Genomic DNA, 22,009 nt, shown 5'->3' with positions numbered 1-22,009 from the left:
CCGGCCTCGCGCCGATCGGCGCGAGGCGGTCCTACGGGCAGTTGACCCACTCCTCGGTGCCGTCGGCGAAGAACTGCCGCTTCCAGATCGGCAACCGGGCCTTCGCCTCGTCGACCAGCCGGGCGCAGGCGGTGAAGGCCGCCGCCCGGTGCGCGGTGCTCACCGCCGCCACCAACGCCACGTCACCGATGGCCAACGGACCGAGCCGGTGCGACACCGCGACCGCGTACACCGCCGGGTCGGCGGCCACCTCCCGGGCCACCTCGTGCAGGATCTCCGCCGCGCTGGGGTGGCCCTCGTACTCCAGCCGGGTCACCGACCGGCCATGGTCGTGGTCGCGGACCACCCCCTGGAAGGAGACCACCGCGCCGGCGCGGTGGTCCGCGACCGCCGCCTCGTGCGCCGCCAGGTCGAGCGGCGTCGCGGTCACCGCCACCAGGACAGGTCGGATCGGTACGGTCACGGCAGTCGCTCCCCGGGCAGCATCGGCAGTGGTACGACGGACACCTCGTCACCGGCCGCGCCGGCACCCCCCGGCGGGATCACCGCGAAGCCGGCGGCGGTGGCCAGCCCCCGCAGCATCGCCGACCCCACGTGCGGCACCGGGTACGCCGTACCGGTCACCGGGTCCAGCCGTACCAGCGCAAGGTGGGTGAAGTCGCCCCGGCCGGGTACGGCGGCACCGAGCCGGTGCCGGGGCAGGGTGGGCAGCGCCCGCCCGTGCATCCCGGCCAGCAGCGGCGCGACCAGGGACACCAGGGCGATGACGGCCGACTGGGGGTTGCCCGGCAGACCGGCGACGAACCGGTCCCGGCCGTCGCCGCCGGACACCCGGGCGAGCAGCATCGGGAACCCGGGACGGACCGCGACCGTGTTGACCACGTACCCGGCACCGAGCTGCGCCAACGCCGGATGCAGATGGTCGACCGGGCCATGCATGGTGCCGCCGGTGGTGCAGACCAGGTCGGCGTCGGCCAACGCCGTACGCAGCCCGTCGACGTGCGCGTCGAGGGTGTCCGCGACCGGGCCGACGACGGCGTCGGCGGGCAGCTCACAGCCGTAGCGGCGCAGCCAGCCCGGCACCGACGGGCCGAGGGCGTCGCGGACCCGGCCGGCCCCGGGTGGCCCGCCGGTCAGCAGTTCGTCGCCGAAGACCAGCAGCGCGGCCCGCACCGGACGGTGCACCGGCAGGGTGTCGTAGCCGCAGGAGGCGGCGAGGCCGATCACGGCGGGGTCGACCGGCGTACCGGCCGGCAGCAGTTCCTCACCGGCGGTGGCCTCCTCGCCCGGCGATCGCCACTCCGGTTGCGGCCGGGGGTCGCCGTGCACCAGCCCTGCCTCGTCGACGGTCGACTCCTCGACCCGCAGCACGCTGGTCGCGTCGGCGGGCACCATCGCACCGGTGGCGATCTGCACCGCCACCCCGTCGTCGCCGAGCGCCGACGGCACCCCACCGGCCAGTATCCGGCCCACCACCCGCCACGGCCCGGCACCACGGACCGCCCAGCCGTCGACGCTGGAGGTCCGGAACGCCGGCAGGTCGGTCAGGGTCACCAGCGGGGCGGCGAGGGTGTGGCCGTCGGCCTGCGGCAACGGCACCTGCACCGGCGGGCGACGGGCGGTCCGGCCCGCCGCGTGGACGAGGGCACGGGCGTGCGCCCAGTCGACGGGGCGGTGGTCCATGGCCGGCTGAGCCACACCGGCGGACGGTTCGGCGGTCACCGGGCGAGCCTATCGGTCAGCCACGGGGGTGGTCGCCGCCGCTCAACTGGTCCAGCGCGTGCCGCAGGATCGGCCCGAGTACGGCGAGTCCGTCGCGGGCACCACCGGTGGAGCCGGGCAGATTGACGATCAACGTCCGGCCGGCCACCCCGGCGACACCGCGCGACAGTGCAGCGGTGGGCACCGCCGTACGGCTGACCGCCCGGATCGCCTCGGCGATCCCCGGGATCTCGTAGTCGAGCACCGAGCGGGTCGCCTCGGGGGTGCGGTCGGTCGGGGTGATCCCCGTACCGCCACTGGTCAGGACCAGTTGGACGCCGTCGGCGACGGCCCGGCGCAACGCCTGCGTGACCGGCTCCCCGTCCGGCACGACCTCCGGGTCGTCGACCCGGCAGCCGAGGTCCCGCAGGCCGGCGACGAGCAGCGGGCCGCTGGTGTCCGCGTACACCCCGGAGGCGGCCCGGTTCGAGGCCACCACGACCCGCGCGTACGGGGTCACGGCCGGTCCGCCGGTCGCTGCCAGTCGCCGGTCTTGCCGCCGGACTTGGTCAGCACCCGGACCGCGTCGAGGGTGGCCGCCGGGTCGACGGCCTTGACCATGTCGATCAACGCCAGGCCGGCGGTCGCGACCGAGGTCAGAGCCTCCATCTCGACGCCGGTCCGGTCGGCGGTCCGGGCGGTCGCGGTGATCTCGACGGAGTCGTCGGTGATCTCCAGGTCGACGGTCACCCCGTGCAGCGCGATGGGGTGGCACAGCGGGATCAGGTCGGGAGTGCGTTTGGCTCCCATGATGCCGGCGATCCGGGCGACCGCCAGGGCGTCGCCCTTCGGCAGCCCGTCGCGGCGGAGCAGATCGGTCACTTCGCGGGTGGTCCGCAGCCGGCCGGCGGCCACCGCACGGCGTACGGACGGTGTCTTGGCGGTCACGTCCACCATCCGCGCGGCACCCGCGTCGTCGACATGGGTCAGGTTCGGCACCTCGGTCACCTGAACGAGCCTAGCGAGCTGACCGGTCGACTCTGGCCCGACGGCCCTGTCCACCGGCAGAGTCGACCTGACACCCTGGTCACGGGTACGGGCGACCAGACCGTCCATGGTGCTCTCGACACGCTTACCGGATCAGTTTCGCGGATACCTAGTTACATGACCAAATGGTGCATCCATAAGGAATGCTTAAGGTTATGAACGAAGGCGTTCGAACGCATTCCGTCGGCAGCCAATAACGATCAGTGACAAACCACCACCATCTTCACTAATCATGCGCATATGGACATTTATTCGTATGCAAGTGGCATATCGCAACTCTATGGTTCTCCCATCACGGAAACGGCAGCACCAACTGCCCGATCGAGTGGAGGAGAACACCATGCGCAGTCACGAATGGCTCTGATACTGTCATCTCCCGATGACAAGCAGTAGTCTCGCGGGGTACGCACGGCAACAAGATCAGGAACGGGCGTGACCCGCACAGTTCGACGCGACATTGAGACCGATCGGCAGCTCCTGCTGCTCGTCGGTCTCGTCGCCGTTTGTGCGGCAACTGTCGGAATCGCCTCTCTTGTTCTCGTCGCCGGATCCCTGGTCACCACCCCGGACCAATTCGCGCTGGTCGCCGCACTCGTCTTCCTCGCCGCAGTCGGCGTGACCGTCCAGTGGCACGTACGGATCCGCTCCACCGCCCACGCCATCGCCTGGAGCGAAGTCGCCATCCTGGTCGGCCTCGCGGTGGCCCCGGCCACCCTGGTTCTGCTCTGCACCGGCCTCGGCGTCGGACTCGTGATGATCGTTCAACGGGTCGCCCGGATAAAAGCGACCTTCGCCGTCGCCAAGAACATGCTGCTCGCCGCAGCCGCCGGCGGCGTCCTGCACGCGCTGAACTGGGACCTGGCCCAACCGATCTCCAGCATCACGTTCTTCGGACCACTCGCCGGCGCCTATGTGGTGGCGGTCGTACTCGACGAGGTCCTGACCCTTCCGGTCATCGCCCGCGCCACCCGGACCCGGCTGCGGGTCATGTTCCGACAAGACCTCGGCCTGCGCATTTCCAGCGCGGTCATCCGATTTCCGCTGATCCTGGCCACCCTGCTGATCCTCAAGGCGGATCAATGGCTGCTGGTGACCATCCCGCCGGTGGTGCTCTGCATCCACCTGGCCTACGCCGGTCAGGCCCGCTCCCGGGCCGACCAGCAGGCCTGGCAACGACTGGCCCGGGCCACCGACGCACTCAACGTCATCGACCTCGACGTGGTGCTGTCCACCGCGGTGGTGCAGGCCGCCGACCTGTTCTCCACCGACCGGGTCGAGGTGGAGCTCAACAGCCCGCACCGGCTCGTCCAGGGCAACAGCGACGGCGTGCAGTACGACGGCCCGGCCGATACCGCGCCCACCCCGCACATGCGTACGGTGATCGCCGTCCCGCTCGCCAGTCCGGACAGCACCGTCAGCGTCGGGACCCTACGGCTGTGCCTGGCCGGCCCGGTCAAGTTCTCCGACCGCGAGCACTACACCCTGCGTACGTTCGCCTCGGCACTGTGTACGGCGGTCCGCAACGCCACCCTCTACCAGCAGCTCAACGAGGAGGCCGAACGGCATGCCCGGCAGGCGGCGCAGGACTCGCTCACCGGACTGGCCAACCGACGTCGGCTGATGGACCACGGCGCGCAACTCCTCGGCGGTCGGCGCACCGGCGGGATCACCGCCCTGCTCCTGATCGACCTCAACCACTTCAAGGAGATCAACGACACGCTCGGGCACGCCGCCGGCGACGAGGTGCTGATCCAGGTGGCGCGCCGGCTCTGCGCCACCGCGCACGCGGGCGACATGGTCGCCCGGCTCGGCGGCGACGAGTTCGCCGTACTGTTGACCGGCCTGCCCGCACCCGCGATCGCCACCCACCGGGCCGATGCCCTGCTCGCCGCGATCTGTGCCCCGATGGACCTCGACGGCATGCGGATCAACGTCGAAGCCAGCGGTGGCATCGCCGTCGCCCCCGGCAACGGCGGCATGCCCGAGCTGCTGCGTCGCGCCGACGTAGCCATGTACCAGGCGAAACGGTCCGGCGGACGGATCGCCTCGTACGCCCGCGGCCGGGACACCGCCGACGTCGGCCGGTTGGCCCTCGGTGGAGACCTGCCCCGCGCCGTCGCCGAGCACGAGTTCAGCGTCGCCTTCCAGCCGATCGTCGACCTCGGCACCGGCGAAGTGATCGCCGCCGAAGCGCTCGCCCGCTGGCAGCACCCGGACCAGGGCCGACTCGACCCGCCACGCTTCCTGGACACCGTCGAACGGTCCGGGCTGCTCCCCGCGTTCGCCGACGCGGTCCTCGACCAGTCCCTGATCGCCGCCGCCACCTGGGCCGAAGCCGGCTTCGCCCTGCCCGTCGCGGTCAACCTGTCCCCGCGCAGCCTGCTCGACCCGCGCTACCCCAGCGCCGTCCTCGCCCGGCTCCGCGCCCACGACATCCCGCCCAGCCGGCTCGTCCTCGAGCTGACCGAGACGCTCACCATCAGTCAACTCGAAGTGGTCGACCAGGTGCTCGGCCAACTCCGCGACGCCGGGATCCGACTCGCCCTCGACGAGTTCGGCACCGGCTACTCGTCACTGTCGATGCTGTCGCGGGTGCCGGTGCACGAACTGAAGATCGCCCGGTCGTTCGTGCGGAGCATGGAGACCTCCGCCGAGGCGGTCGCCGTCATCCGGTCGACCGTCGACCTCGGCCGCAGCCTCGGCCTGGCCGTCGTCGCCGAAGGCGTGGAGAGTGAACCACAGCGCCAGGCGTTGTGGGCACTTGGCTGCACCGCCGGTCAGGGCCACCTCTTCGCCCGCCCGATGCCGGCCCACCGGTTGCTGACCGCACTGCAGTGCGGCTCCGGCGGCCGCCCCGGTAGCCTGGCCGGGCCGCTGCACGACGAGGGTGCCGTCATCCGGCTCGATCAGAACCGCCGGGCACATCAACGGCAGCGGACCGAGAAGGTACCGCACCTACCGGCGTGACCGTTCTGCCAGACTTGCGACGTGACCGTCGCGTCGGCCGGACCCGCAACCCGCCCGCGCCGCCCGGCCGACTCCGCCCGGCGGTGGCGGGCCGACGTCACCCGACGGTGGAACCGGTTGCACCGGGCCGGTGCCGGGCTCGTCGGCGACCTCACCGTCTACGGACTCTCCGCCGCCTTCGCCGGGATCACCGCGACCACGTCGACCCTCGCCCCGCACCGGGCCTGGGGCACCGTCGCCACCGTCGGGTACGGCGCCGCCGTCCTCGTCGTACTCAGCCAGCTCGCCTTCCGCAGAGCCGCCGCCATCGGGCCGGACGTCCCCGTCGCCGGACGTGGCTGGCTGACCGGACTCACCTGGACGGCGGTGGTCGCCGTACCGCTGCTGGTGCAGTCCGCGCAACGCGCGGGCGGACGGACCGACCGGGCGCAGGAAGAGGTCCTGGTCGTCGAGGACGGGGCCAGCAGGTTGCTCGCCCACGGCACCCCGTACCTGTCCGAGCAGCAGATCACCGCCCTGCCCAGCGACGAGCAGTTGCTCGGCTACCTGCCGTACCAGCCCGGGATGGTGCTGTTCGGCATGGCCCGGGCGCTGGCCGGCGTGGCCTGGTGGACCGATGCCCGGGTGTGGTTCGCCCTCGCCACCGTCGTCCTCGGCGGCACCGCCCTGGTGCTGCTGCGCGCGCAGGTCGGCGTCGACGGCGCCACCCTGGTACGGACGGTGCAGCTCAGCGCGGTCCTGCCGATCTCCGCGTTGACCCTGAGCACCGGAGGCAACGACCTGCCGGTCCTGGCGCTGGCCCTGCTCGGGCTGACGCTCTGCGCCACCGGCCGGTACGGTGCCGCCGGGTTCGCGGTCGGTGCCGCCGCCGCGCTCAAACTGTTCGCCTGGCCGATCCTGGTCGTGGTGGCACTGCACGCCGCCGCCAAGGGGCAGCGCGAGCTGGTGAAGGTCGCCGCCGCCGGCGTCGGGCTGCCGTTGCTCGCCCTGGTCCCGGTGGCCGCCGTGGACCATGCCGCGCTGGCGCACAACGTCGTCGGTTTCCCGCTCGGGGCGGGCGTGGTCGACACTCCGGCGGCGTCGCCGCTGCCCGGTCACCTGATCGCCGACTGGCTACCGGGCGGTCGGTTCGTCGCGGGCACGCTGCTGATCCTGGTCGGCCTCGCGATCGCGGTACGCCTGCGGCACCAGCCGCCACGTACCGTCGCCGGGGCGGCGACGATCTGCGCGGCCGGTCTGCTCGTCGCCACGATGTTGCTGCCGGCGACCCGGTTCGGATATCTGCTGTACCCGATCGCGCTGTTCAGCTGGGTGCCGGTGCTGTACGACGCAGGGTCCAGCGACGCAGGGTCCAGCAACGCCGGGTCCAGCAACGGTGGGTCCAGCACCGGCCAGCCGGGGGCAGCTGCCGGAGAGCGGGCCGTCACCGGTGGCGGCCCGTGAAGTTGCCCGCCGGGTCGGTGTCGCCGGCCGTACTGACCGCGGTCGCCGTCGGCGGTGCCGTCGGTGCCGCCGCCCGGTACGGCATCGCCCTGACCTGGCCCGTCGCCGCCGACGGCCCACCCTGGCCGACCCTGGTCACCAACCTCGTCGGCTGCACCCTCATCGGCGTACTCATGCGGGTCGTCACCGCCCGGCCCCGGCCGCACCGCCTGCTCCGGCCGCTGCTCGGGGCGGGCCTGCTCGGCGGCTTCACCACCTTCTCGATCCAGACCCTGGAGGTCGCCGAACTGTTCGCCACCGGACGCCCCTGGTTGGCCGGCGGCTACGCCCTCGGCACCCTCGCCGCAGCGCTGGTCGCGGTGCTGATCGGCGGTGCGGCGGCCCGGCCGGTCGCCGACCGGTGGGCGGGAGCCGGGTCGTGACACTGCTGCTGGTGATGACCGGCGGTGCCGTCGGGGCGGTGCTGCGCTACCTGGTCGACCGGGTGGTGGTCGGGGCCGGCCGGCCCAGCTACTGGGGCACGTTCGCGGTCAACGTCGTCGGAGCGGCGCTGCTCGGTGGGATCGCCGGCACCGGTACGGCACTCGACGGCCCGCTGGCCCGGCTGCTCGCCACCGGTCTGTGTGGTGCGCTGACCACCTATTCGACCTTCGCCTACGAGGTGGTGCAGCTGGCCGGCGGTGGCGCCCGGGACCGCTGGCGGGCAGCGGGCTACGCGGCGGCGACCCTGACGGTCGGATTCACCGCCCTGGTGACGGCACACGCGATGGCCGCAGCGCTCGCCAGATAGCAGCGACATGGCGGCGACGCGGGGTGCCCGATCGACGGATTTCGCCCGACCACCCGGCGACGACGGCGGATCCGGCGTACACCTGAGGCCATGGACAGTGTGTACCGGGACCGCGAAGACGCCGGCGCGCGGCTCGCCCGCGACCTGGCCAGCCTGACCGGGCGGCCGGACGTCGTCGTACTGGGCCTGCTCCGGGGCGGGGCACCGGTCGCGGCGGTCGTCGCCAACCGGCTCCAGGTGGCCTACGACGTGCTCGTCATCCGCAAACTCGGGCTCCCGGCCGCCCCCGAGGTCGCGTTCGGCGCGATCGGCTCCGGCGGCGTACGGGTGATCAACCGGGAGGTGGCCGACCGCCTCGACGCCGCACAGATCGCCCAGGTGACCGAAGTGGAGACGGCCGAGCTGCACCGCCGGGAGCGCCGCTTCCGGGGCGACCGACCGGCGGTGGACCTGGCCGGACGTACGGCCGTGCTGGTCGACGACGGCCTGGCCACCGGCGCGACGGCCCGGGCCGCCGTCGCGGTCTGTCGGGGTCTCGGCGCCGCGCGCGTGATGGTGGCCGTGCCGGTGGGCTCCGCCGCAGCCGTCGCCGCCCTGCGCGACGTGGTCGACGGCCTGGTCTGCCCGCTGCAGCCGGACGACTTCCAGGCTGTCGGCCAGTACTACGACGACTTCCATCAGGTCGGCGACGACGAGGTCGTCGGGTTGCCTGTCGGCGGGTGAGGACAGCAGCCGGTACCGTCGAATCATGCAGATGAACTGTCCCAAGTGCCACGGCTCCATGCGGCAGTACGAGCGCAGCGGAATCACCATCGACCAGTGCACCGAGTGTCGGGGCATCTTCCTCGACCGGGGCGAACTCGAACGGCTCTTCGACGCGGAGGCTGCCTGGAACGGTGGCGGCTCGGCGGGTCAGCCCGGTCAGCCGGCCCGTCCGCCGGCACCGCCGGCCAGTGGCTACCCGCCGCCGCCCCCGCCGGCCAGTGGCTACCCGCCGCCGGTTCACCACCAGCCCGGCTACCCGCCGGCACCGGCCTACCCGCCGGCGCCCGCCTACGGCCACCACGGCTACCACGGGCACAAGCGGCACAAGCGGCAGAAGAGCTTCCTGAACCAACTCTTCGACTGACCCCGCGCCGGCCTACGGCCGCACCGCGACGCGTCAGATGGCCATGTCGACGAAGCGGGAGAGGTGGAGCTGCGCGGCGACGGTCACCGTGTCGGTGGGACCGTTACGGTGCTTCGCCACGATGAAGTCCGCCTCTCCCGCCCGGGGCGACTCCTTGTCGTAGTAGTCGTCCCGGTGCAGCAGGATCACCACGTCCGCGTCCTGCTCGATCGAGCCTGACTCCCGCAGGTCGGACAGCTGAGGACGCTTGTCGGTCCGCTGCTCCGGGCCCCGGTTGAGCTGGCTGACCGCGATGACCGGGCACTCGACCTCCTTGGCCAGCAGTTTCAGCCCTCGCGACAACTCGGCGACCTCCTGCTGCCGGCTCTCCGTCCGCTTGGGTGAGCTCATCAGCTGCAGGTAGTCCACCACGATCATCTTCAGGTCGTGCCGTTGACGCAGCCGCCGTGCCTTCGCCCGGATCTCCATCAGGTTCATGTTCGGTGTGTCATCGACGAACAGCGGCGCTTCGCTGATCTCGCCCATCCTCCGGGCCAGCTTGGTCCAGTCGTCGTCGGACAGCTGACCGGAACGCAGGACGTGCAGCGGTACCTTCGCCTCGGCCGAGAGCAGCCGCATGACGATCTCCACCTTGCTCATTTCCAGCGAGAAGATGGCGGCGGCGCAGCCGGCCCGGATCGCGGCGTTACGGGCGAAGTCCATCGACGCGGTGGAGTTGTGGGTCGGGACCATCGTGCGCCCCGCCAGGTAGAGGTGGTCCGGGTTGTCCACGGTGACGCACCGTACCGGCACGCTGGGCACCGGCCGGATCGCCGTGACGAACCGTTCCCGGTCGGTGTCCGCGCCGACGGTGACCGTGTACAAGGTCGACGGCGCGGTCATCCGGCCCGGCACGGTGGCGGCCGTCACCGTGCAGTGCCCGCCCAGGGTCGCCACCAGCTCCCGCACCGAATCGGCCAGCCGACGGCCGGTGGTGCGGTACTCGACGAGACCGCCGACGCCGCAGGTGCCGGCGGTGTCGAGCAGGCCGGCGAGCACCGCCCGGCGCTGCGCCTCGCTGGCGCGCAGGTACAGGTCGGGGACGCGACGCTCGTCGGGGTCGCCGTCGGACGGCGGTTCACCCCCGGCCAGTTCGACCCCCAGCTGGTACGGGGGCACCGGCAGGTCGGTGCGCTCGGGCAGCACCAGTGGCCGACTGTTGCGTACCGCGATGCCCGACGTGGCCTGCGGGTCGCGCCCCAGCAGGTCGACGAGCTGTTCGGTGGTCAGCACCTCGGTCGCCGCCGTGGCCGCCGGCCCACGCCAGCCCGGTACGGTGCCACCGGCCGGACCGGCACCGGCCAACGCCAGGCCGGCGGGTTGATGGGTCACCTGCCAGAGGTGGTCAGCGTCGGCGACGATCGTCGAGCCGTCGCTGAACTCCACCTGGTACGACCGACCACCGAGGAGGATCTCGGAGGTGCCGACGACCGTGGTCGGCCGGCCGTCCGCGTCGAGCAGTTGGTCACCGACCGCGACCTCACCCATGGTGGTCCACCCGGTGGGGGTCGGCAGCGGGGTGTCCAGTGCCAGTGCCTTGCCCAGACCCGGCCGGCCGGCAACGATGATCAGCTGGCCGGGGTGCAGGCCGTTGAGCAGCCTGTCCAGGTCGGTGAAGCCGGTGGGGACGCCGGTCATCACGCCGCCCTGGGCACCGACCGCCTCGATCTCGTCGAGGGTCGGCTGCAGCATGTCGGCGAGCACCGCGAAGTCCTCGCTGACCCGGCGCTCGGTGACGTCGTACACCGCCTGCTGGGCCAGGTCGACCACGTCGTCGATGTCGCGGCCGCCGCCGGCGGCGGAGCCGTAGCCCAGCTGGACGATCTTGGTGCCGGCTTCGACGAGCCGACGGAGGACGGCACGCTCGGCGACGATCCGGGCGTAGTAGGAGGCGTTGGCGGCGGTCGGCACGCTGGCGATCAGCGTGTGCAGGTACGGCGCGCCACCCACGCGGCCGATGTCACCGGAGTCGGCGAGCGCGGCGGAGACCGTGATCGGGTCGGCGGGCTCACCGCGACCGTACAGGTCGAGCACCGCGTCGAAGATGGTCGCGTGGATCGGCCGGTAGAAGTCGTGCGACTTGAGGATCTCGACGACGTCGGCGATGGCGTCCTTGGACAGCAGCATTCCGCCGAGGACGCATTGCTCGGCGGCGATGTCCTGCGGCGGGGTGCGGTCGAACCCGCCGCCGGTGGGTGGGCCCGGTGGTGGCGTCGGAGGCCCAGGTGGGCCGGCGGGGCGCGCCGGCCGGGCGTCGGTCTGCCGGTCATCCGTGATGGACATCCGCCACCCCCCTTCGTCGTCGCCTGTGGTGCCAGTGAACGTCGCGGGTACGACATCCGCTGCGGCACGTCGCGGTCCACCGGGCCGACCTGCCACAGGTCGGGCGACCGGGGGACGTCGCGCTGGTAGCGGGAGGGCTGGCGTGAACGATACGGACTCCCCGGCGGCAGACCCAAACGGCGCGGTGGATGAACCTCTGGACAAGCTGTGGACAGCCGGCCGCAGCCTGTGCACAACCTTGTGCACAGGCTGTGGAAAACTCGTTCGCCGCGCGGTCGACCCCCTGCTGAGCTGGGGCTACGCTGTCCACAGCCGGTGGACAAAATTCGTCACCAGGCTGCTGGCCCAGGTACCGGCTAGTATCGGCGGTGACTGTGTCGCCGGCTCAGCCGATCATGGCTGGATAGCGAAGGGGCGAGGCTCCGGCGGTGGACTACCGGGATTGGGAGTACGGCGACCGCGCTCCGCGTGAGCGGCGGCCTGCTCCTCGTTGGTCCGATGACGCCGAGGTCGACCCGACGCCACGGTCGCGTCGCGCCCGGTACGCCGCACCGGATGATGCCAATGAACCGCCGCGAGGGCGTCGCCGACGCCACGACCCGGAAGACGAGCCAGTGGAGAGGCGCGCTGCACCGGGCGGCGCACGGTGGGCGCTGCCCGCCGGGCCGTCCTCCGCCGACCACCGGCCACCGGCCGACCACGGCAGCCGATCCGGGGCGGCCGACCGGTCCTGGGACGGGGACCGGTCCTGGGACCGTGGCCGACCGGCCGGCTGGGACGACACGGCGGCCGCCCCGGACCGGGCCGACCAGTATGACCGGGGCGGGCGGGCCGGGCGGCATCGCGACGGTTCGTGGCAGATCCCGGAGCAACCGACGCGTAGTCGCCGCCGGACAGTCGGCCGGCGTCGCGCACCGGAGGATCCGATCTCGGGCGGCCCGATCTCCGGTGGCCCGGTCTCCGGCAGCCCCACCTCGGGTGGGCCGGTCTCCCCGGCCCCGACCTCCGGCGGTCGTCGTGGCTGGCAGCGCGACCCGCCGCGCAGCGACGCCGGGCCGGTCAGCCGCTGGTCCGACGAACCGCACACGTCGTGGTCCGACGAACCGCGTACCGCCTGGTCCGACGAACCGCGCACGTCCTGGTCCGCGCCCCCGGCAAGATGGTCGCCGCCACCCGGTGACCGCCCCGCCGACGACGACAGTTGGCTCTCCCGTGGCCTGGCCCGCGAACCGGACGACCGGGCCGACACGCCGCCCCGGCGGCGACGGCGACGTAGCGACGAGGCAGCGTCGCGACGCGGTGGCGAGGCAGCGTCGCGACGCGGGTACGACGACCCGGCGCAGTGGCTGCCCGACGACGCCCCACCGGGCCGGCGTACTGACAGCGCCCGACGACCGGTGCCCCGGCAGCGCGCGATCGACAGCCGTCGCGACAGCGGACCAGGCGAGCACACCGGCGGCTGGTCCCGCGACGGCGCGTGGTCAGCGGCAGCAGCCGACTACACCAGCGAATGGTCCCGCGACGATGCGTGGTCAGCGGCAGCAGCCGACTACACCAGCGAATGGTCCCGGCCGCCAACCGAAGACAAGCAACGCGAGTCCGGCCGGGCCGCTCGCCGTACCCGTGCCGCCCGCCGGGAGATCGAGGCACCGAGGCGGGAGCAGCCACGCGAGATCGACGGCTGGTCGCGTACCGCGTCGGCGCCGCGCGCGATCGGCCCAGGCCCTTCGGCGGCGTCGACCAGCGTGGGCCGGGGCCACCGCGACGCCGGGGACGACCCGGCGCTGTTCGACGGCTGGCGGGCCGCCAGCGACTACACCCAGCAGTGGGACCGCGACGACGATCCGCAGAGCTGGCCAACCGGAAGTCGGACCGGGGCCCGCAAGCGACGTGCGCTGGAGGCGGGCGGGTACGCCGACGAGATCCCGCCGGTCGACCCGTGGCCCGAGGTCGAACCCGGCCGCGAAGGCACCTTCTGGTCCGGCACCCGGCTGGCCGCCGACGACCCCCGGTGGGTCGAGACGCCGTCGTCCGCTCCCCGGTCGCCCGTGGTGGCGCTGCCCAGTGCCCCACGCTCGCGGGTGCTGCCCGAGCAGCGGCCACGGCCCCGGTACGAACCACCGTCGCAGCGGCGGCTCACCTACCGGATCGACGACGAACTCATCGACGCCGACCAGGGCGGCTACCTGTCGTCGTTGCTCTACACGGCGGCCTGGTACGCCCTGCCGGTGGTGGCGTTCCTGATCTGGAGCCTCACGCTGGACGGCACCCCCGCCACGAACGACTGCGTCCTGGGCGTGGACGGCGACTGCCTGTCGGCCCGTGCCCAGGCGATCAGCTCGCTGCTCGCGGCGGCACCCGCCTTCGCGTACGCACTGATGATCTCTCTGGTCCTCGCCGTCCTGATCCGGTGGGTGAGCGGGACCTGGCGGGCGTCGAGCGTCGGCCTGGCGGCGGCCGTCATCGGAGGTGGCATGTCGCAGGTGGTGGCGAGCGCCATCACCGGTCAGCCGATCGGTTGACGGCCGTTCGGTGGCGGCCGGCTGCCCCGGCGGTGGCGGTTCGACGACTGATCGCGCTGGTCCGGGCGGCGTACCCGCTCGTACCATCGGTCGGTGCCCAGCAGACCTCGGGCGGTCAGGCACATCCTGACCGGCCTTGTCACGATGGCGCTGCTCGCCGGTTGCGGCGACGCGGCCGGGTCCGGGCCGGCCGGTGTGGTCGGTGCGGCGACCGACGCACCAGCGTCGGCACCGCCGGATCCCACCGCGACCGTGGCGCCGCGCGGCGGCGACGCCGGGCTCGGTCCGGCCCCGCCGCCGACCGCCCCGGCCGACCCGCCGACCGCTGACGGCGGTGCCGCCGGCCCGCCCCCCGGTAATCCGGACGGCGGCGCGGACGTGCCGTCGCACGCGCGGGCGGTGGACACCAGCCGACCCACCCGGACCGTCGGCGACGGTACGCCGGCGAGTTGCACCTCGGACGCGGTCGTGTCGGCGGTCGCCGCCGGCGGGATCATCACCTTCGCCTGTGGTCCACGGCCGGTGGTCATCGTGCTGAAGCAGACGGCAAAGGTCCGCAACGCGGCCAGCCGGCGGGTGGTGCTCGACGGCGGCGGTCTGGTCACCCTCAGCGGCGGCGGCGAACGGCGCATCCTCTACATGAACACCTGTGACGAGACGCAGGGCTGGACGACCTCACACTGCAACGACCAGGACCATCCCGAGCTGGTCGTGCAGAACCTGACGTTCGCCGACGGCGACGCCACCGGCGAACGGGTCGACGGTGGTGGCGGTGGAGCGATCTTCGTACGCGGCGGTCGGTTCCGGGTCGTCGACAGCCGGTTCGTCCGCAACCGCTGCGACCCGACCGGTCCGGACCTGGGTGGCGCCGCGATCCGGGTGCTGGACCAGTGGCAGGACCGACCGGTGTACGTGGTGGGCAGCACCTTCGGCGGAGCGCCGGACGACGGCGGCGTGTGCGCCAACGGTGGCGCGCTGAGCAGCATCGGCGTCTCGTGGATCGTTCTGAACAGCGTACTGACCCACAACGCGGCGGTCGGGCACGGCGCGAACCCGGCGAAGCCGGGCACCCCCGGCGGTGGCAGCGGTGGCGCGATCTACGCCGACGGCAACCGGTTCACGGTGACCGTCGCCGGCAGCGTGGTCGCCGAGAACACGGCGAAGGAGGGTGGCGGGGCGATCTTCTTCGTCAGCAACGACCGGTCCGGCACCTTGGAGGTGACCGGCTCGGTGCTGCGGCGCAACGTCAACGACGGCTTCGCCACGGCCGGCTACCCGGGGATCTTCTTTCTCGGTGCGGGGGAACCGGTGGTGGTCTCCAGCACCCTGCGCTGATCACGGCGAAGGGACCACACCGGTCGGTGTGGTCCCTTCGCTGAGCTGCGCTCGGGTGGCCGGACCTACTTGGCCTGGAGCACGTTGAGGTTGAACGACGCGGTGACGTCCGGGTGGAGCTTGACCTTCACCGGATAGGCGCCGACCGACTTGATGTGGCCGGGCAGTTCGAGCCGTCGACGGTCCAGCGCCGGTCCACCGGCGGTACGGACGGCGTCAACGACCTCGGCCGGGGTGACCGAGCCGAACAGTCGACCGCCCTCGCCGGCCCGCACGGTCAGGGTGACCGTGAGGTTCTCCAGCTGCCCCTTGACCTCGTTGGCGTGGCCGAGGTCGCGGATCTCCCGTGCGGACCGGGCCCGCTTGATCGAGGTGACCTGCTTCTCCGCGCCCTTGGTCCAGGTGATCGCGTAGCCCTGGGGCAGCAGGTAGTTACGGCCGTAGCCGTTCTTGACCTCGACGATGTCCCCGGGGGAACCGAGCCCAGACACCTCCTGAGTCAGGATGATCTTCATATCGGTGCCTCCGCTCAGCGAGCCGTCGTGGTGTACGGCAGGAGCGCCATCTCGCGGGCGTTCTTGACCGCACGGGCGATCTGCCGCTGCTGCTGGGAGGTCACTCCGGTCACCCGCCGGGCGCGGATCTTGCCACGGTCGGAGATGAACTTGCGCAGCAGAGCGGTGTCCTTGTAATCGATATAGGTGATCCCGTCCTTGTCGAGCGGGTTCACCTTCTTCTTCGGCTTGCGAAGTGCCGCAGCCTTGGCCATTGATCTTGCTCCTGGTTTGCGATCACGGGCGTTGTTAGCCATATCAGAATGGGGGTTCCTCGTCGAAGTTCCCGCCGCCCGATCGAGCAGACGAGGCAGCTGGCGCGGCCGTGGCCCAGGGGTCGTCGAAGTTTCCGCCGCCCTGGTTACCACCGCCTCCGGAACCACCGAAGCCGCCGCCACCAGCTCCGGACCGGGACATCTTCTGCACCTTCGCCGTGGCGTACCGCAGCGACGGGCCGATCTCGTCCACTTCCAGCTCGATGACGGTCCGCTTCTCGCCCTCGCGGGTCTCGTACGACCGCTGCCGCAGTCGACCCGAGACGATCACCCGGGCACCCCGCTGGAGTGACTCGGCGACGTGCTCGGCCGCCTGGCGCCACACCGTGCAGGACAGGAAGAGCGGCTCGCCGTCCTTCCATTCGCCGGAGGCCTTGTCCATGAACCGGGGCGTCGAGGCGACCCGGAACTTGGCCACCGCCGCTCCGGAAGGGGTAAAACGCAACTCAGGATCATCGGTCAGGTTGCCGATGACCGTGATGGTGGTATCTCCTGCCATGACCATCTCCTCGCGCGCTCAGTCGATCCCTGGCTCAAGGCTGCCAGAGCCCTGTGACAGGTTCGATGCGGCGGCTGTCGGGCGTACCTGCTGGGACGCGGTCAGCGCGTTTCCGGCCGAATGACCTTGGTGCGCAGGACCGACTCGTTGAGCCGCAGCTGGCGGTCCAGCTCGGCGACGGCGTCCGGATCTGCCTGCAGGTCGATGACGGCGTAGATGCCTTCCGCCTTCTTGTTGATCTCGAAGGAGAGGCGGCGACGGCCCCAGACGTCGAGTTTCTCGACTGAGCCACCAGCGGTCCGGATCACGTTCAGGTACGTGTCGAGCGAGGGCGCGACCGTGCGCTCCTCGAGGCTGGGATCGAGAATCACCATGATCTCGTAATGACGCAAGACGTACTCACCTCCTGTGGGCTTGGCGGCCACGGTCCTTCCGTGGCAGGAGGTCCAGCGTCGTGGCGCGGGCGGCAGATCAGGTGACCTGGCGACTGCGCAACCGGACAAGGATAGCTGGTCGTCGGCGACGAACATCGGTCCACCCCGGCCGCTGGCAGTCGGGGCGTCACCGGCTGCGGCCGGTGGCACGGGATGCACGAGCCGCGGGGCGCCCTGTCCGCATTCTTTGGGTGGGACCTGGGGAGGAACGACCACACCGACGAGGTTGGACGAGAAGCGCCCCGCGGAGCCTGTGCAGTTGTCCGGCAGAGCCGGCCATCAGGGCAGATGTCGTGCCTTCTGCCTGTGTTGCACGATAATAACCCTGATCGCAGCTACAGACGTGCCAATCACCGTAATTAACGCGACAAGCGCTAAAAGTCCGATTGGCTGTTCATGACCCGACAGATCGGCAAGCCACGAGTCGGCGTGTCCGAGGCTGAAGGACAGCTGCGTCGACATGGTCTCTCCTGCCCGGACGGCGGGCCGGCACGCCAACCGAGGGCTCGGTCGGGCCGGACGTCCACCAGGACCAACGACCGCACACCGTCGGCGGTGACGCCAGCCGGCGCGCGACGACGGTCCGCCCGGCCACGTAGGCTCGCCCCCATGCGTATCGGAGCCCACGTCGACCCCACCGACCCGCTCGCCGAGGCCACCGACCGGCACGCCGACGCCGTCCAGTTCTTCCTGGCCGATCCGCAGGGCTGGCAGGCCCCGACGCCGCGGACCGACGCGGACCGGCTGCGCGAGTCCGGCGTCGACGTCTACGTCCACGCGCCGTACGTCGTCAACGTCGCCACCTCCAACAACCGGATCCGGATTCCGAGTCGCAAGCTGCTGGTGAGCCATGCCGCCCGCGCTCGCGAGGTCGGCGCCAAGGGGCTCATCGTGCACGGTGGACACGTCAACCGTGGCGACGACCCGGCGGTGGGCTTCGCCAACTGGCGCAAGACCTTCGCCTACGCCGAGGAGCAGGGCGGATTCCCACTCCCGGTGTTGATCGAGAACACCGCTGGTGGCGACAACGCCTGTGCCCGCCGGTTCGAATCGCTCGCCCGGCTGTGGGATGCCATCGGCGAGTTCGACCCCGGCTTCTGCCTCGACACCTGCCACGCCCATGCCGCCGGCGAGGACCTTGTCGGCATCGTCGACCGAATCAAGGCGATCACCGGCCGGATCGACCTGATCCACGCCAACGGTTCGAAGGACGGCTTCGACAGCGGCCGGGACCGGCACGAGAACCTCCAGGCCGGGTCGATCGACCCGGAGCTCATCGTCGCGGCGGTCCGCGCTGCCGACGCACCGGTGATCGTCGAGACCCCAGGCGGGGCCGAGGGCCAGTCAGCCGACATCGACTACCTCCGGCACCGCCTGGGTCAGCAGGACCCGCCGCGATGACCGACGAGAACCCCACGGCCGCTCCCGACCAGCCGACCAAGGCCGACAAGCCGGCCGAGCCTGATACGCCGACCAAGGCCGAGGAACCAGCCGCGCCCGACAAGCCAGCTGAGACCGACAAGCCAGCTGAGACCGACAAGCCAGCTGAGACCGACAAGCCAGCTGAGCCGGCCGACCCGTTCGTGTCCTTCGCGCCGGAGCCGGAACGTCAGCCCGGCCGGCTTCGTCGCGCGGGTCGGGCCGTCGCCCGGGTGCTGGTCCACGAGTGGACCCTGGCCACCGTGGCGGCCCTCGTCGTCGCCGTGGTGATGACCTGGCCGACCCTGCGCTACCCGCTGTACACGATCCCGCAGGACACCTTCGATCCGACCCTGCAGGCCTGGCAGATGGCCTGGTCCGGGCACATCCTGCTGACCGACCCCACCCAACTGTGGCGGTCGAACACGTTCTATCCCGAGCCGTGGAGTTTCGCATTCTCCGACACGCTCCTCGGCTACGCCCCGGCCGGGATGATCGGGGACGGACCCGTCGCGGCCGTCCTCCGCTACAACATCATCTTCGTGCTCGCCCACGCGCTGGCGACGCTCGGCGCGTACGCGCTGATCCGGCAACTGGGTGCCGGACGTACCGCAGCGGCGGTCGGCGGTGCCGCGTACGCGTACGCACCGTGGCTGCTGGCCCAGGCCGGCCACCTGCACATCGTCTCCAACGGCGGGATCCCGCTGGCGCTGGCCATGCTGGCCCGGGGTCATGGCTGGTCGCTGCGGTACGGCTACCGCCCGCAGCGGCGCAGCATCGGTTGGGCGCTGGCCGGCTGGCTGACCGCGGCCTGGCAGATCAGTCTCGGCTTCGGCATCGGGCTGCCGTTCATCTACATCCTGGCGGTCGTCTGCCTGGTCTCCCTGACCATGTACGTCGTCCGGCGCGCCTGGTTCTGGCGGCCCCGCCGGCCGTTCGGTGCCGTCCTGCTGTTGACCGATCTTGCCGGCGGTGCCCTGTTCGCCGCGGTCGGCGTACTGCTGGCGATCCCGTACTTCCGGGTCGCCGAGCTGCACCCCAACGCCGCGCGCACCCTCGACGACCTGGCCGCATACTCGCCGCCGCTGGTGGGCTTCTTCACCGCGCCGCAGGAGTCGCTGCTGTGGGGTGACCGGCACGCCGACGCCCGCGCCACCATGCCCTGGCATCCGGAGATGACGCTGCTGCCCGGGTTCGTGCTGTACGCGCTGGCCCTGGCCGGGCTGGTCTTCTCCATCTGGACGCTGCGGCAGCGCCTGCTGCTGCTCGCCGGAGTGCTGCTCAGCGGCATCCTCGCGATGGGCACCGAGTTCTTCGGCGGCACCTACACGTACGGTCTGCTGTTCGAGTATCTGCCGGGTTGGGACGGGATCCGTACCCCGGGCCGGATGATGCTGTGGACGACGCTGCTGTTGGCGATCCTCGCCGCCGGCGCCGTCGGGGCGTTCGTCCGCCGGGTCGACGACATCGCCCGGCAGCGGGTCACCGGGCGCCCCGGCGGGTGGTTGCGGCTGGCCACGCTGCTACCGCTGCTGCTGGTCCTGGTCGAGGGACTCAACACCACCCCGCATCCGGAGGTGCCCGAACAGCCGCAGATCATGCGGGTCGACGAAGGCCCGATCCTGGTGCTGCCCAGCGGCCAGAACCTCGACCAGCACGTGATGCTCTGGTCGACGACCCGGTTCCAGCCGGTGGTCAACGGCGGCAGCGGCTTCACCCCTGACCGGCTCGCCGAGGTACGCGAGTTGACCCGGACCTTCCCCGACCAGGCCAGCATCTCCTACCTGCGGGAGCTCGGGGTACGGACGGTGGTGCTGCGCCGTGACCGGGTCGCCGGCACGCCGTGGCAGACCACGATCGACCTACCGGTTGACGGGCTCGGCATCGAGCGCGCCGACATCGGCGACACGGTCGTCTTCCGGCTGTGACGGTGCGCGTGCCCCGGCACCTGGGCCGCCGGAGCCGAACCAGCGGCGCAGCGAACTGATCCAGGCCGCGTCGGTCGCACCGTCGAACACCCCGCCGTCGGGGTCGTCGAGGTAGTTGCCGCGTACCACGTCACGCTCCGGGGCGAGAATGTCACGGATGATGAACACGCACAGCGCCACCACGGTGGCCAGCCGCAGGGTGGCGGCCAGCACGAAGACCCCTTCGGGGATCACCGGGCTGCCGTTGGTGGCACCGAGGAGCTGGCCGTAGAAGGCGAAGAAATAGCCGACCTCGGCGGCCTGCCAGGCCAGGAACGCGCCCCAGCGGGGCCGGGCCAGCACGATCAGCGGCAGCAGCCAGAGGGTGAACTGCTGGGACCACACCTTGCTGAAGATCAGGAACGCGGCGACGACCAGGAAGGCCAGCGCGGCGAGCCGGGGCCGGCGCGGGGCGAGCAGCGCCAGCGCTCCGACGCCGACGCAGGCCAGGCCGAACAGGACGTACGACAGGGTGTTGAGGGTCGGGATGTTCGCGCTGAGCCACTGGAACGGGCCCTGGTCGCCGGGTGCGCCGGCGGCCCACTTGCCGTCGAGGTAGCGCCCGATGTACCAGAGCGTTCCCCAGTCGATCGGCCGCTCCGAGTTGAGCTCGAAGAACCGCCGCCAGCCGTCGTTGGCCCAGAGGTAGACGGGCAGGTTGACGGCGACGACGGTGGCCACCGCCACGGCGATCGCCGTGGCCGTCGCCCGGATCCGGGCCGACCGCAGGCCGAGCACCAGGATCGGTCCGAGCAGGAACAGCGGCCACATCTTGGCGGCGCCGCCGATGCCGAGCAGGATGCCGGCGAGCACCGGGCGTTTCCTGGCCCAGGCGTAGAGGCCGAACGCGGCGAAGGCGATCGGCAGCATGTCCCAGTTGACGGTGGCGGTCAGCACCAGGGCCGGGGCGAGCGCGAACATGGCGGCGTCCCATGGTCGGCGGCGGCGCAGCGCCAGGATCGTCGCCACCGCCGCCACCGCGAGCGCGCAGAGCACCAACGCGTTGGCGTTGTAGAACCACATCGCCTGGTTGAGGTCGGGCCGGTCGGCACCGAGCGCGTGCACCGGCAGACCGAGTACGCCCATGAAGTAGCCGGTCACCACCGGGTACTCGACGGGGTGGTCCAGGTAGGGGACCTTGCCTTCGTTGAGCCCTTCGGCGTAGTAGAGGGCGAGGACGTCGGTGTAGCAGAACCGGGTGTACTGGACGTTGCTGTGCCAGCCTCCGTCCATGCAGGGCGATTTCTGCACCCAGTGCGCCGCCAGGCTGAGGCAGATCAGCGCCAGCACCACCCGGGCGGCGGTCCAGAACCGTCCGGTACGGGCGGCGACCACGTCCTGCCCGGCCGCGTGCCGGCCGAGTGGGCCACCGATGGCCTCGGAGAGGCCGCGGACGAAGCCGTCGGCCCGGGACGGGTAGTCGACCGGTGCCGCGTCCGGATCGACGCCGGTGCCGGTGCCGGGCTGCCCGACTGGCTCGTCGCGCTGAGCTTCATCGATGCTGTTCGGTGGCTGCACGCTCATGAACAGGAATCCTGCCGTACCCGACTGCCTTTCGTCTGCCCGCGTCCGGCATGTCGTCGTGACCGGCTCAGACACCGGTGG

At 71.7% G+C, this 22,009-nt stretch carries 21 protein-coding genes; 10 read left to right on the top strand and 11 right to left on the bottom strand.

Annotated features, from left to right (window positions below):
* Positions 1–31: 31 nt before the first annotated feature.
* Genes O7608_RS05080 through moaC form a run of 4 tightly spaced genes read right to left on the bottom strand, consistent with a single transcriptional unit; the run spans position 32 to position 2,709 of the window.
* Positions 32–463 (bottom strand): molybdenum cofactor biosynthesis protein MoaE, encoded by a 432-nt coding sequence (locus tag O7608_RS05080; RefSeq protein WP_289208864.1) that lies wholly within the window; start codon positions 461–463, stop codon positions 32–34.
* A complete protein-coding gene (locus tag O7608_RS05075; protein ID WP_289210785.1) occupies positions 460–1,683 on the bottom strand; it encodes a molybdopterin molybdotransferase MoeA in 1,224 nt (407 codons plus the stop codon). Before O7608_RS05075 ends, O7608_RS05080 begins: the two co-directional genes overlap by 4 nt.
* Before the next feature lie 55 nt (positions 1,684–1,738).
* On the bottom strand, positions 1,739–2,221 hold the full coding sequence (locus O7608_RS05070; RefSeq protein WP_289208863.1) for a MogA/MoaB family molybdenum cofactor biosynthesis protein: 483 nt from the start codon (positions 2,219–2,221) through the stop codon (positions 1,739–1,741).
* Positions 2,218–2,709, bottom strand: coding sequence for a cyclic pyranopterin monophosphate synthase MoaC (gene moaC / locus O7608_RS05065; protein WP_282224523.1), 492 nt, complete (start codon positions 2,707–2,709; stop codon positions 2,218–2,220). Before moaC ends, O7608_RS05070 begins: the two co-directional genes overlap by 4 nt.
* A gap of 471 nt (positions 2,710–3,180) precedes the next feature.
* Between moaC and O7608_RS05060 the strand changes: the two genes are divergently transcribed.
* From O7608_RS05060 to O7608_RS05035, 6 genes are all read left to right on the top strand, one after another.
* Complete coding sequence (locus O7608_RS05060; RefSeq protein WP_289208862.1) at positions 3,181–5,715, top strand: putative bifunctional diguanylate cyclase/phosphodiesterase; 2,535 nt, start codon at positions 3,181–3,183, stop codon at positions 5,713–5,715.
* A gap of 21 nt (positions 5,716–5,736) precedes the next feature.
* Positions 5,737–7,158, top strand: a complete 1,422-nt coding sequence (locus O7608_RS05055) for a glycosyltransferase 87 family protein (protein ID WP_289208861.1) — start codon at positions 5,737–5,739, stop codon at positions 7,156–7,158.
* On the top strand, positions 7,155–7,580 hold the full coding sequence (locus O7608_RS05050; RefSeq protein ID WP_289208860.1) for a fluoride efflux transporter FluC: 426 nt from the start codon (positions 7,155–7,157) through the stop codon (positions 7,578–7,580). The genes O7608_RS05055 and O7608_RS05050 overlap by 4 nt, the downstream gene beginning before the upstream one ends.
* A gap of 14 nt (positions 7,581–7,594) precedes the next feature.
* Entirely contained in the window at positions 7,595–7,948 is a 354-nt protein-coding gene (locus tag O7608_RS05045) for a fluoride efflux transporter FluC (RefSeq protein ID WP_502959207.1), read from the top strand.
* A gap of 90 nt (positions 7,949–8,038) precedes the next feature.
* Entirely contained in the window at positions 8,039–8,671 is a 633-nt protein-coding gene (locus O7608_RS05040; protein WP_289208858.1) for a phosphoribosyltransferase, read from the top strand.
* Positions 8,672–8,693: 22 nt separating this feature from the next.
* The gene (locus O7608_RS05035; RefSeq protein ID WP_289210784.1) at positions 8,694–9,077 is read left to right on the top strand and encodes a TFIIB-type zinc ribbon-containing protein; all 384 of its coding nucleotides are present in this window, start codon (positions 8,694–8,696) and stop codon (positions 9,075–9,077) included.
* A gap of 33 nt (positions 9,078–9,110) precedes the next feature.
* Here the strand turns inward: O7608_RS05035 and dnaB are convergent, their stop codons facing one another.
* Positions 9,111–11,399, bottom strand: coding sequence for a replicative DNA helicase (gene dnaB / locus O7608_RS05030; RefSeq protein ID WP_289208857.1), 2,289 nt, complete (start codon positions 11,397–11,399; stop codon positions 9,111–9,113).
* Between the two features lie 614 nt (positions 11,400–12,013).
* Here dnaB and O7608_RS05025 point away from each other — a divergent pair.
* Both O7608_RS05025 and O7608_RS05020 read left to right on the top strand, forming a co-directional pair.
* Entirely contained in the window at positions 12,014–13,921 is a 1,908-nt protein-coding gene (locus tag O7608_RS05025; RefSeq protein WP_289208856.1) for a hypothetical protein, read from the top strand.
* A gap of 144 nt (positions 13,922–14,065) precedes the next feature.
* A complete protein-coding gene (locus O7608_RS05020) occupies positions 14,066–15,256 on the top strand; it encodes a hypothetical protein (RefSeq protein WP_421361421.1) in 1,191 nt (396 codons plus the stop codon).
* Positions 15,257–15,321: 65 nt separating this feature from the next.
* On the opposite strand, the gene rplI is transcribed toward O7608_RS05020, so the two are convergent.
* The 5 genes from rplI to O7608_RS04995 form a co-directional block, all read right to left on the bottom strand.
* A complete protein-coding gene (gene rplI / locus O7608_RS05015) occupies positions 15,322–15,771 on the bottom strand; it encodes a 50S ribosomal protein L9 (protein WP_289208854.1) in 450 nt (149 codons plus the stop codon).
* Between the two features lie 14 nt (positions 15,772–15,785).
* Positions 15,786–16,025 (bottom strand): 30S ribosomal protein S18, encoded by a 240-nt coding sequence (gene rpsR / locus O7608_RS05010; RefSeq protein ID WP_091551811.1) that lies wholly within the window; start codon positions 16,023–16,025, stop codon positions 15,786–15,788.
* Between the two features lie 43 nt (positions 16,026–16,068).
* Complete coding sequence (locus O7608_RS05005) at positions 16,069–16,584, bottom strand: single-stranded DNA-binding protein (protein WP_282224533.1); 516 nt, start codon at positions 16,582–16,584, stop codon at positions 16,069–16,071.
* A gap of 101 nt (positions 16,585–16,685) precedes the next feature.
* Positions 16,686–16,976: a 30S ribosomal protein S6 gene (gene rpsF / locus O7608_RS05000; protein ID WP_289210783.1), complete on the bottom strand. Its 291-nt coding sequence runs from the start codon at positions 16,974–16,976 to the stop codon at positions 16,686–16,688.
* 321 nt (positions 16,977–17,297) lie between these two features.
* A complete protein-coding gene (locus O7608_RS04995) occupies positions 17,298–17,480 on the bottom strand; it encodes a hypothetical protein (RefSeq protein ID WP_289208853.1) in 183 nt (60 codons plus the stop codon).
* A 147-nt stretch (positions 17,481–17,627) separates the two neighbouring features.
* On the opposite strand from O7608_RS04995, the gene O7608_RS04990 reads away from it, so the two are divergent.
* A complete protein-coding gene (locus O7608_RS04990; RefSeq protein WP_289208852.1) occupies positions 17,628–18,419 on the top strand; it encodes a deoxyribonuclease IV in 792 nt (263 codons plus the stop codon).
* Positions 18,416–20,365, top strand: a complete 1,950-nt coding sequence (locus O7608_RS04985) for a hypothetical protein (protein WP_289208851.1) — start codon at positions 18,416–18,418, stop codon at positions 20,363–20,365. The genes O7608_RS04990 and O7608_RS04985 overlap by 4 nt, the downstream gene beginning before the upstream one ends.
* On the opposite strand, the gene O7608_RS04980 is transcribed toward O7608_RS04985, so the two are convergent.
* Complete coding sequence (locus O7608_RS04980) at positions 20,300–21,928, bottom strand: glycosyltransferase family 87 protein (protein WP_289208850.1); 1,629 nt, start codon at positions 21,926–21,928, stop codon at positions 20,300–20,302. The two genes, O7608_RS04985 and O7608_RS04980, sit on opposite strands and share 66 nt — an antisense overlap.
* Between the last annotated feature and the right edge of the window lie 81 nt (positions 21,929–22,009).

Source organism: Solwaraspora sp. WMMA2056, assembly GCF_030345095.1.
GTDB lineage: Bacteria > Actinomycetota > Actinomycetes > Mycobacteriales > Micromonosporaceae > Micromonospora_E.
The sequence above is the reverse complement of the archived record's forward strand: the minus strand, read 5'-3'. Positions and strand labels throughout refer to the sequence as shown.

Excerpts from the sequence above, each read along its gene's own strand:
- rplI (WP_289208854.1), bottom strand. The coding sequence starts at position 15,771 with ATGAAGATCATCCTGACTCAGGAGGTGTCTGGGCTCGGTTCCCCCGGG.
- O7608_RS05020 (WP_421361421.1), top strand. The coding sequence starts at position 14,066 with ATGGCGCTGCTCGCCGGTTGCGGCGACGCGGCCGGGTCCGGGCCGGCC.
- O7608_RS05040 (WP_289208858.1), top strand. The coding sequence starts at position 8,039 with ATGGACAGTGTGTACCGGGACCGCGAAGACGCCGGCGCGCGGCTCGCC.
- O7608_RS05075 (WP_289210785.1), bottom strand. The coding sequence starts at position 1,683 with ATGGACCACCGCCCCGTCGACTGGGCGCACGCCCGTGCCCTCGTCCAC.
- rpsR (WP_091551811.1), bottom strand. The coding sequence starts at position 16,025 with ATGGCCAAGGCTGCGGCACTTCGCAAGCCGAAGAAGAAGGTGAACCCG.
- O7608_RS04985 (WP_289208851.1), top strand. The coding sequence starts at position 18,416 with ATGACCGACGAGAACCCCACGGCCGCTCCCGACCAGCCGACCAAGGCC.
- O7608_RS04980 (WP_289208850.1), bottom strand. The coding sequence starts at position 21,928 with ATGAGCGTGCAGCCACCGAACAGCATCGATGAAGCTCAGCGCGACGAG.
- O7608_RS04990 (WP_289208852.1), top strand. The coding sequence starts at position 17,628 with ATGCGTATCGGAGCCCACGTCGACCCCACCGACCCGCTCGCCGAGGCC.
- O7608_RS05045 (WP_502959207.1), top strand. The coding sequence starts at position 7,595 with ATGACCGGCGGTGCCGTCGGGGCGGTGCTGCGCTACCTGGTCGACCGG.
- O7608_RS04995 (WP_289208853.1), bottom strand. The coding sequence starts at position 17,480 with ATGTCGACGCAGCTGTCCTTCAGCCTCGGACACGCCGACTCGTGGCTT.
- dnaB (WP_289208857.1), bottom strand. The coding sequence starts at position 11,399 with ATGTCCATCACGGATGACCGGCAGACCGACGCCCGGCCGGCGCGCCCC.
- O7608_RS05005 (WP_282224533.1), bottom strand. The coding sequence starts at position 16,584 with ATGGCAGGAGATACCACCATCACGGTCATCGGCAACCTGACCGATGAT.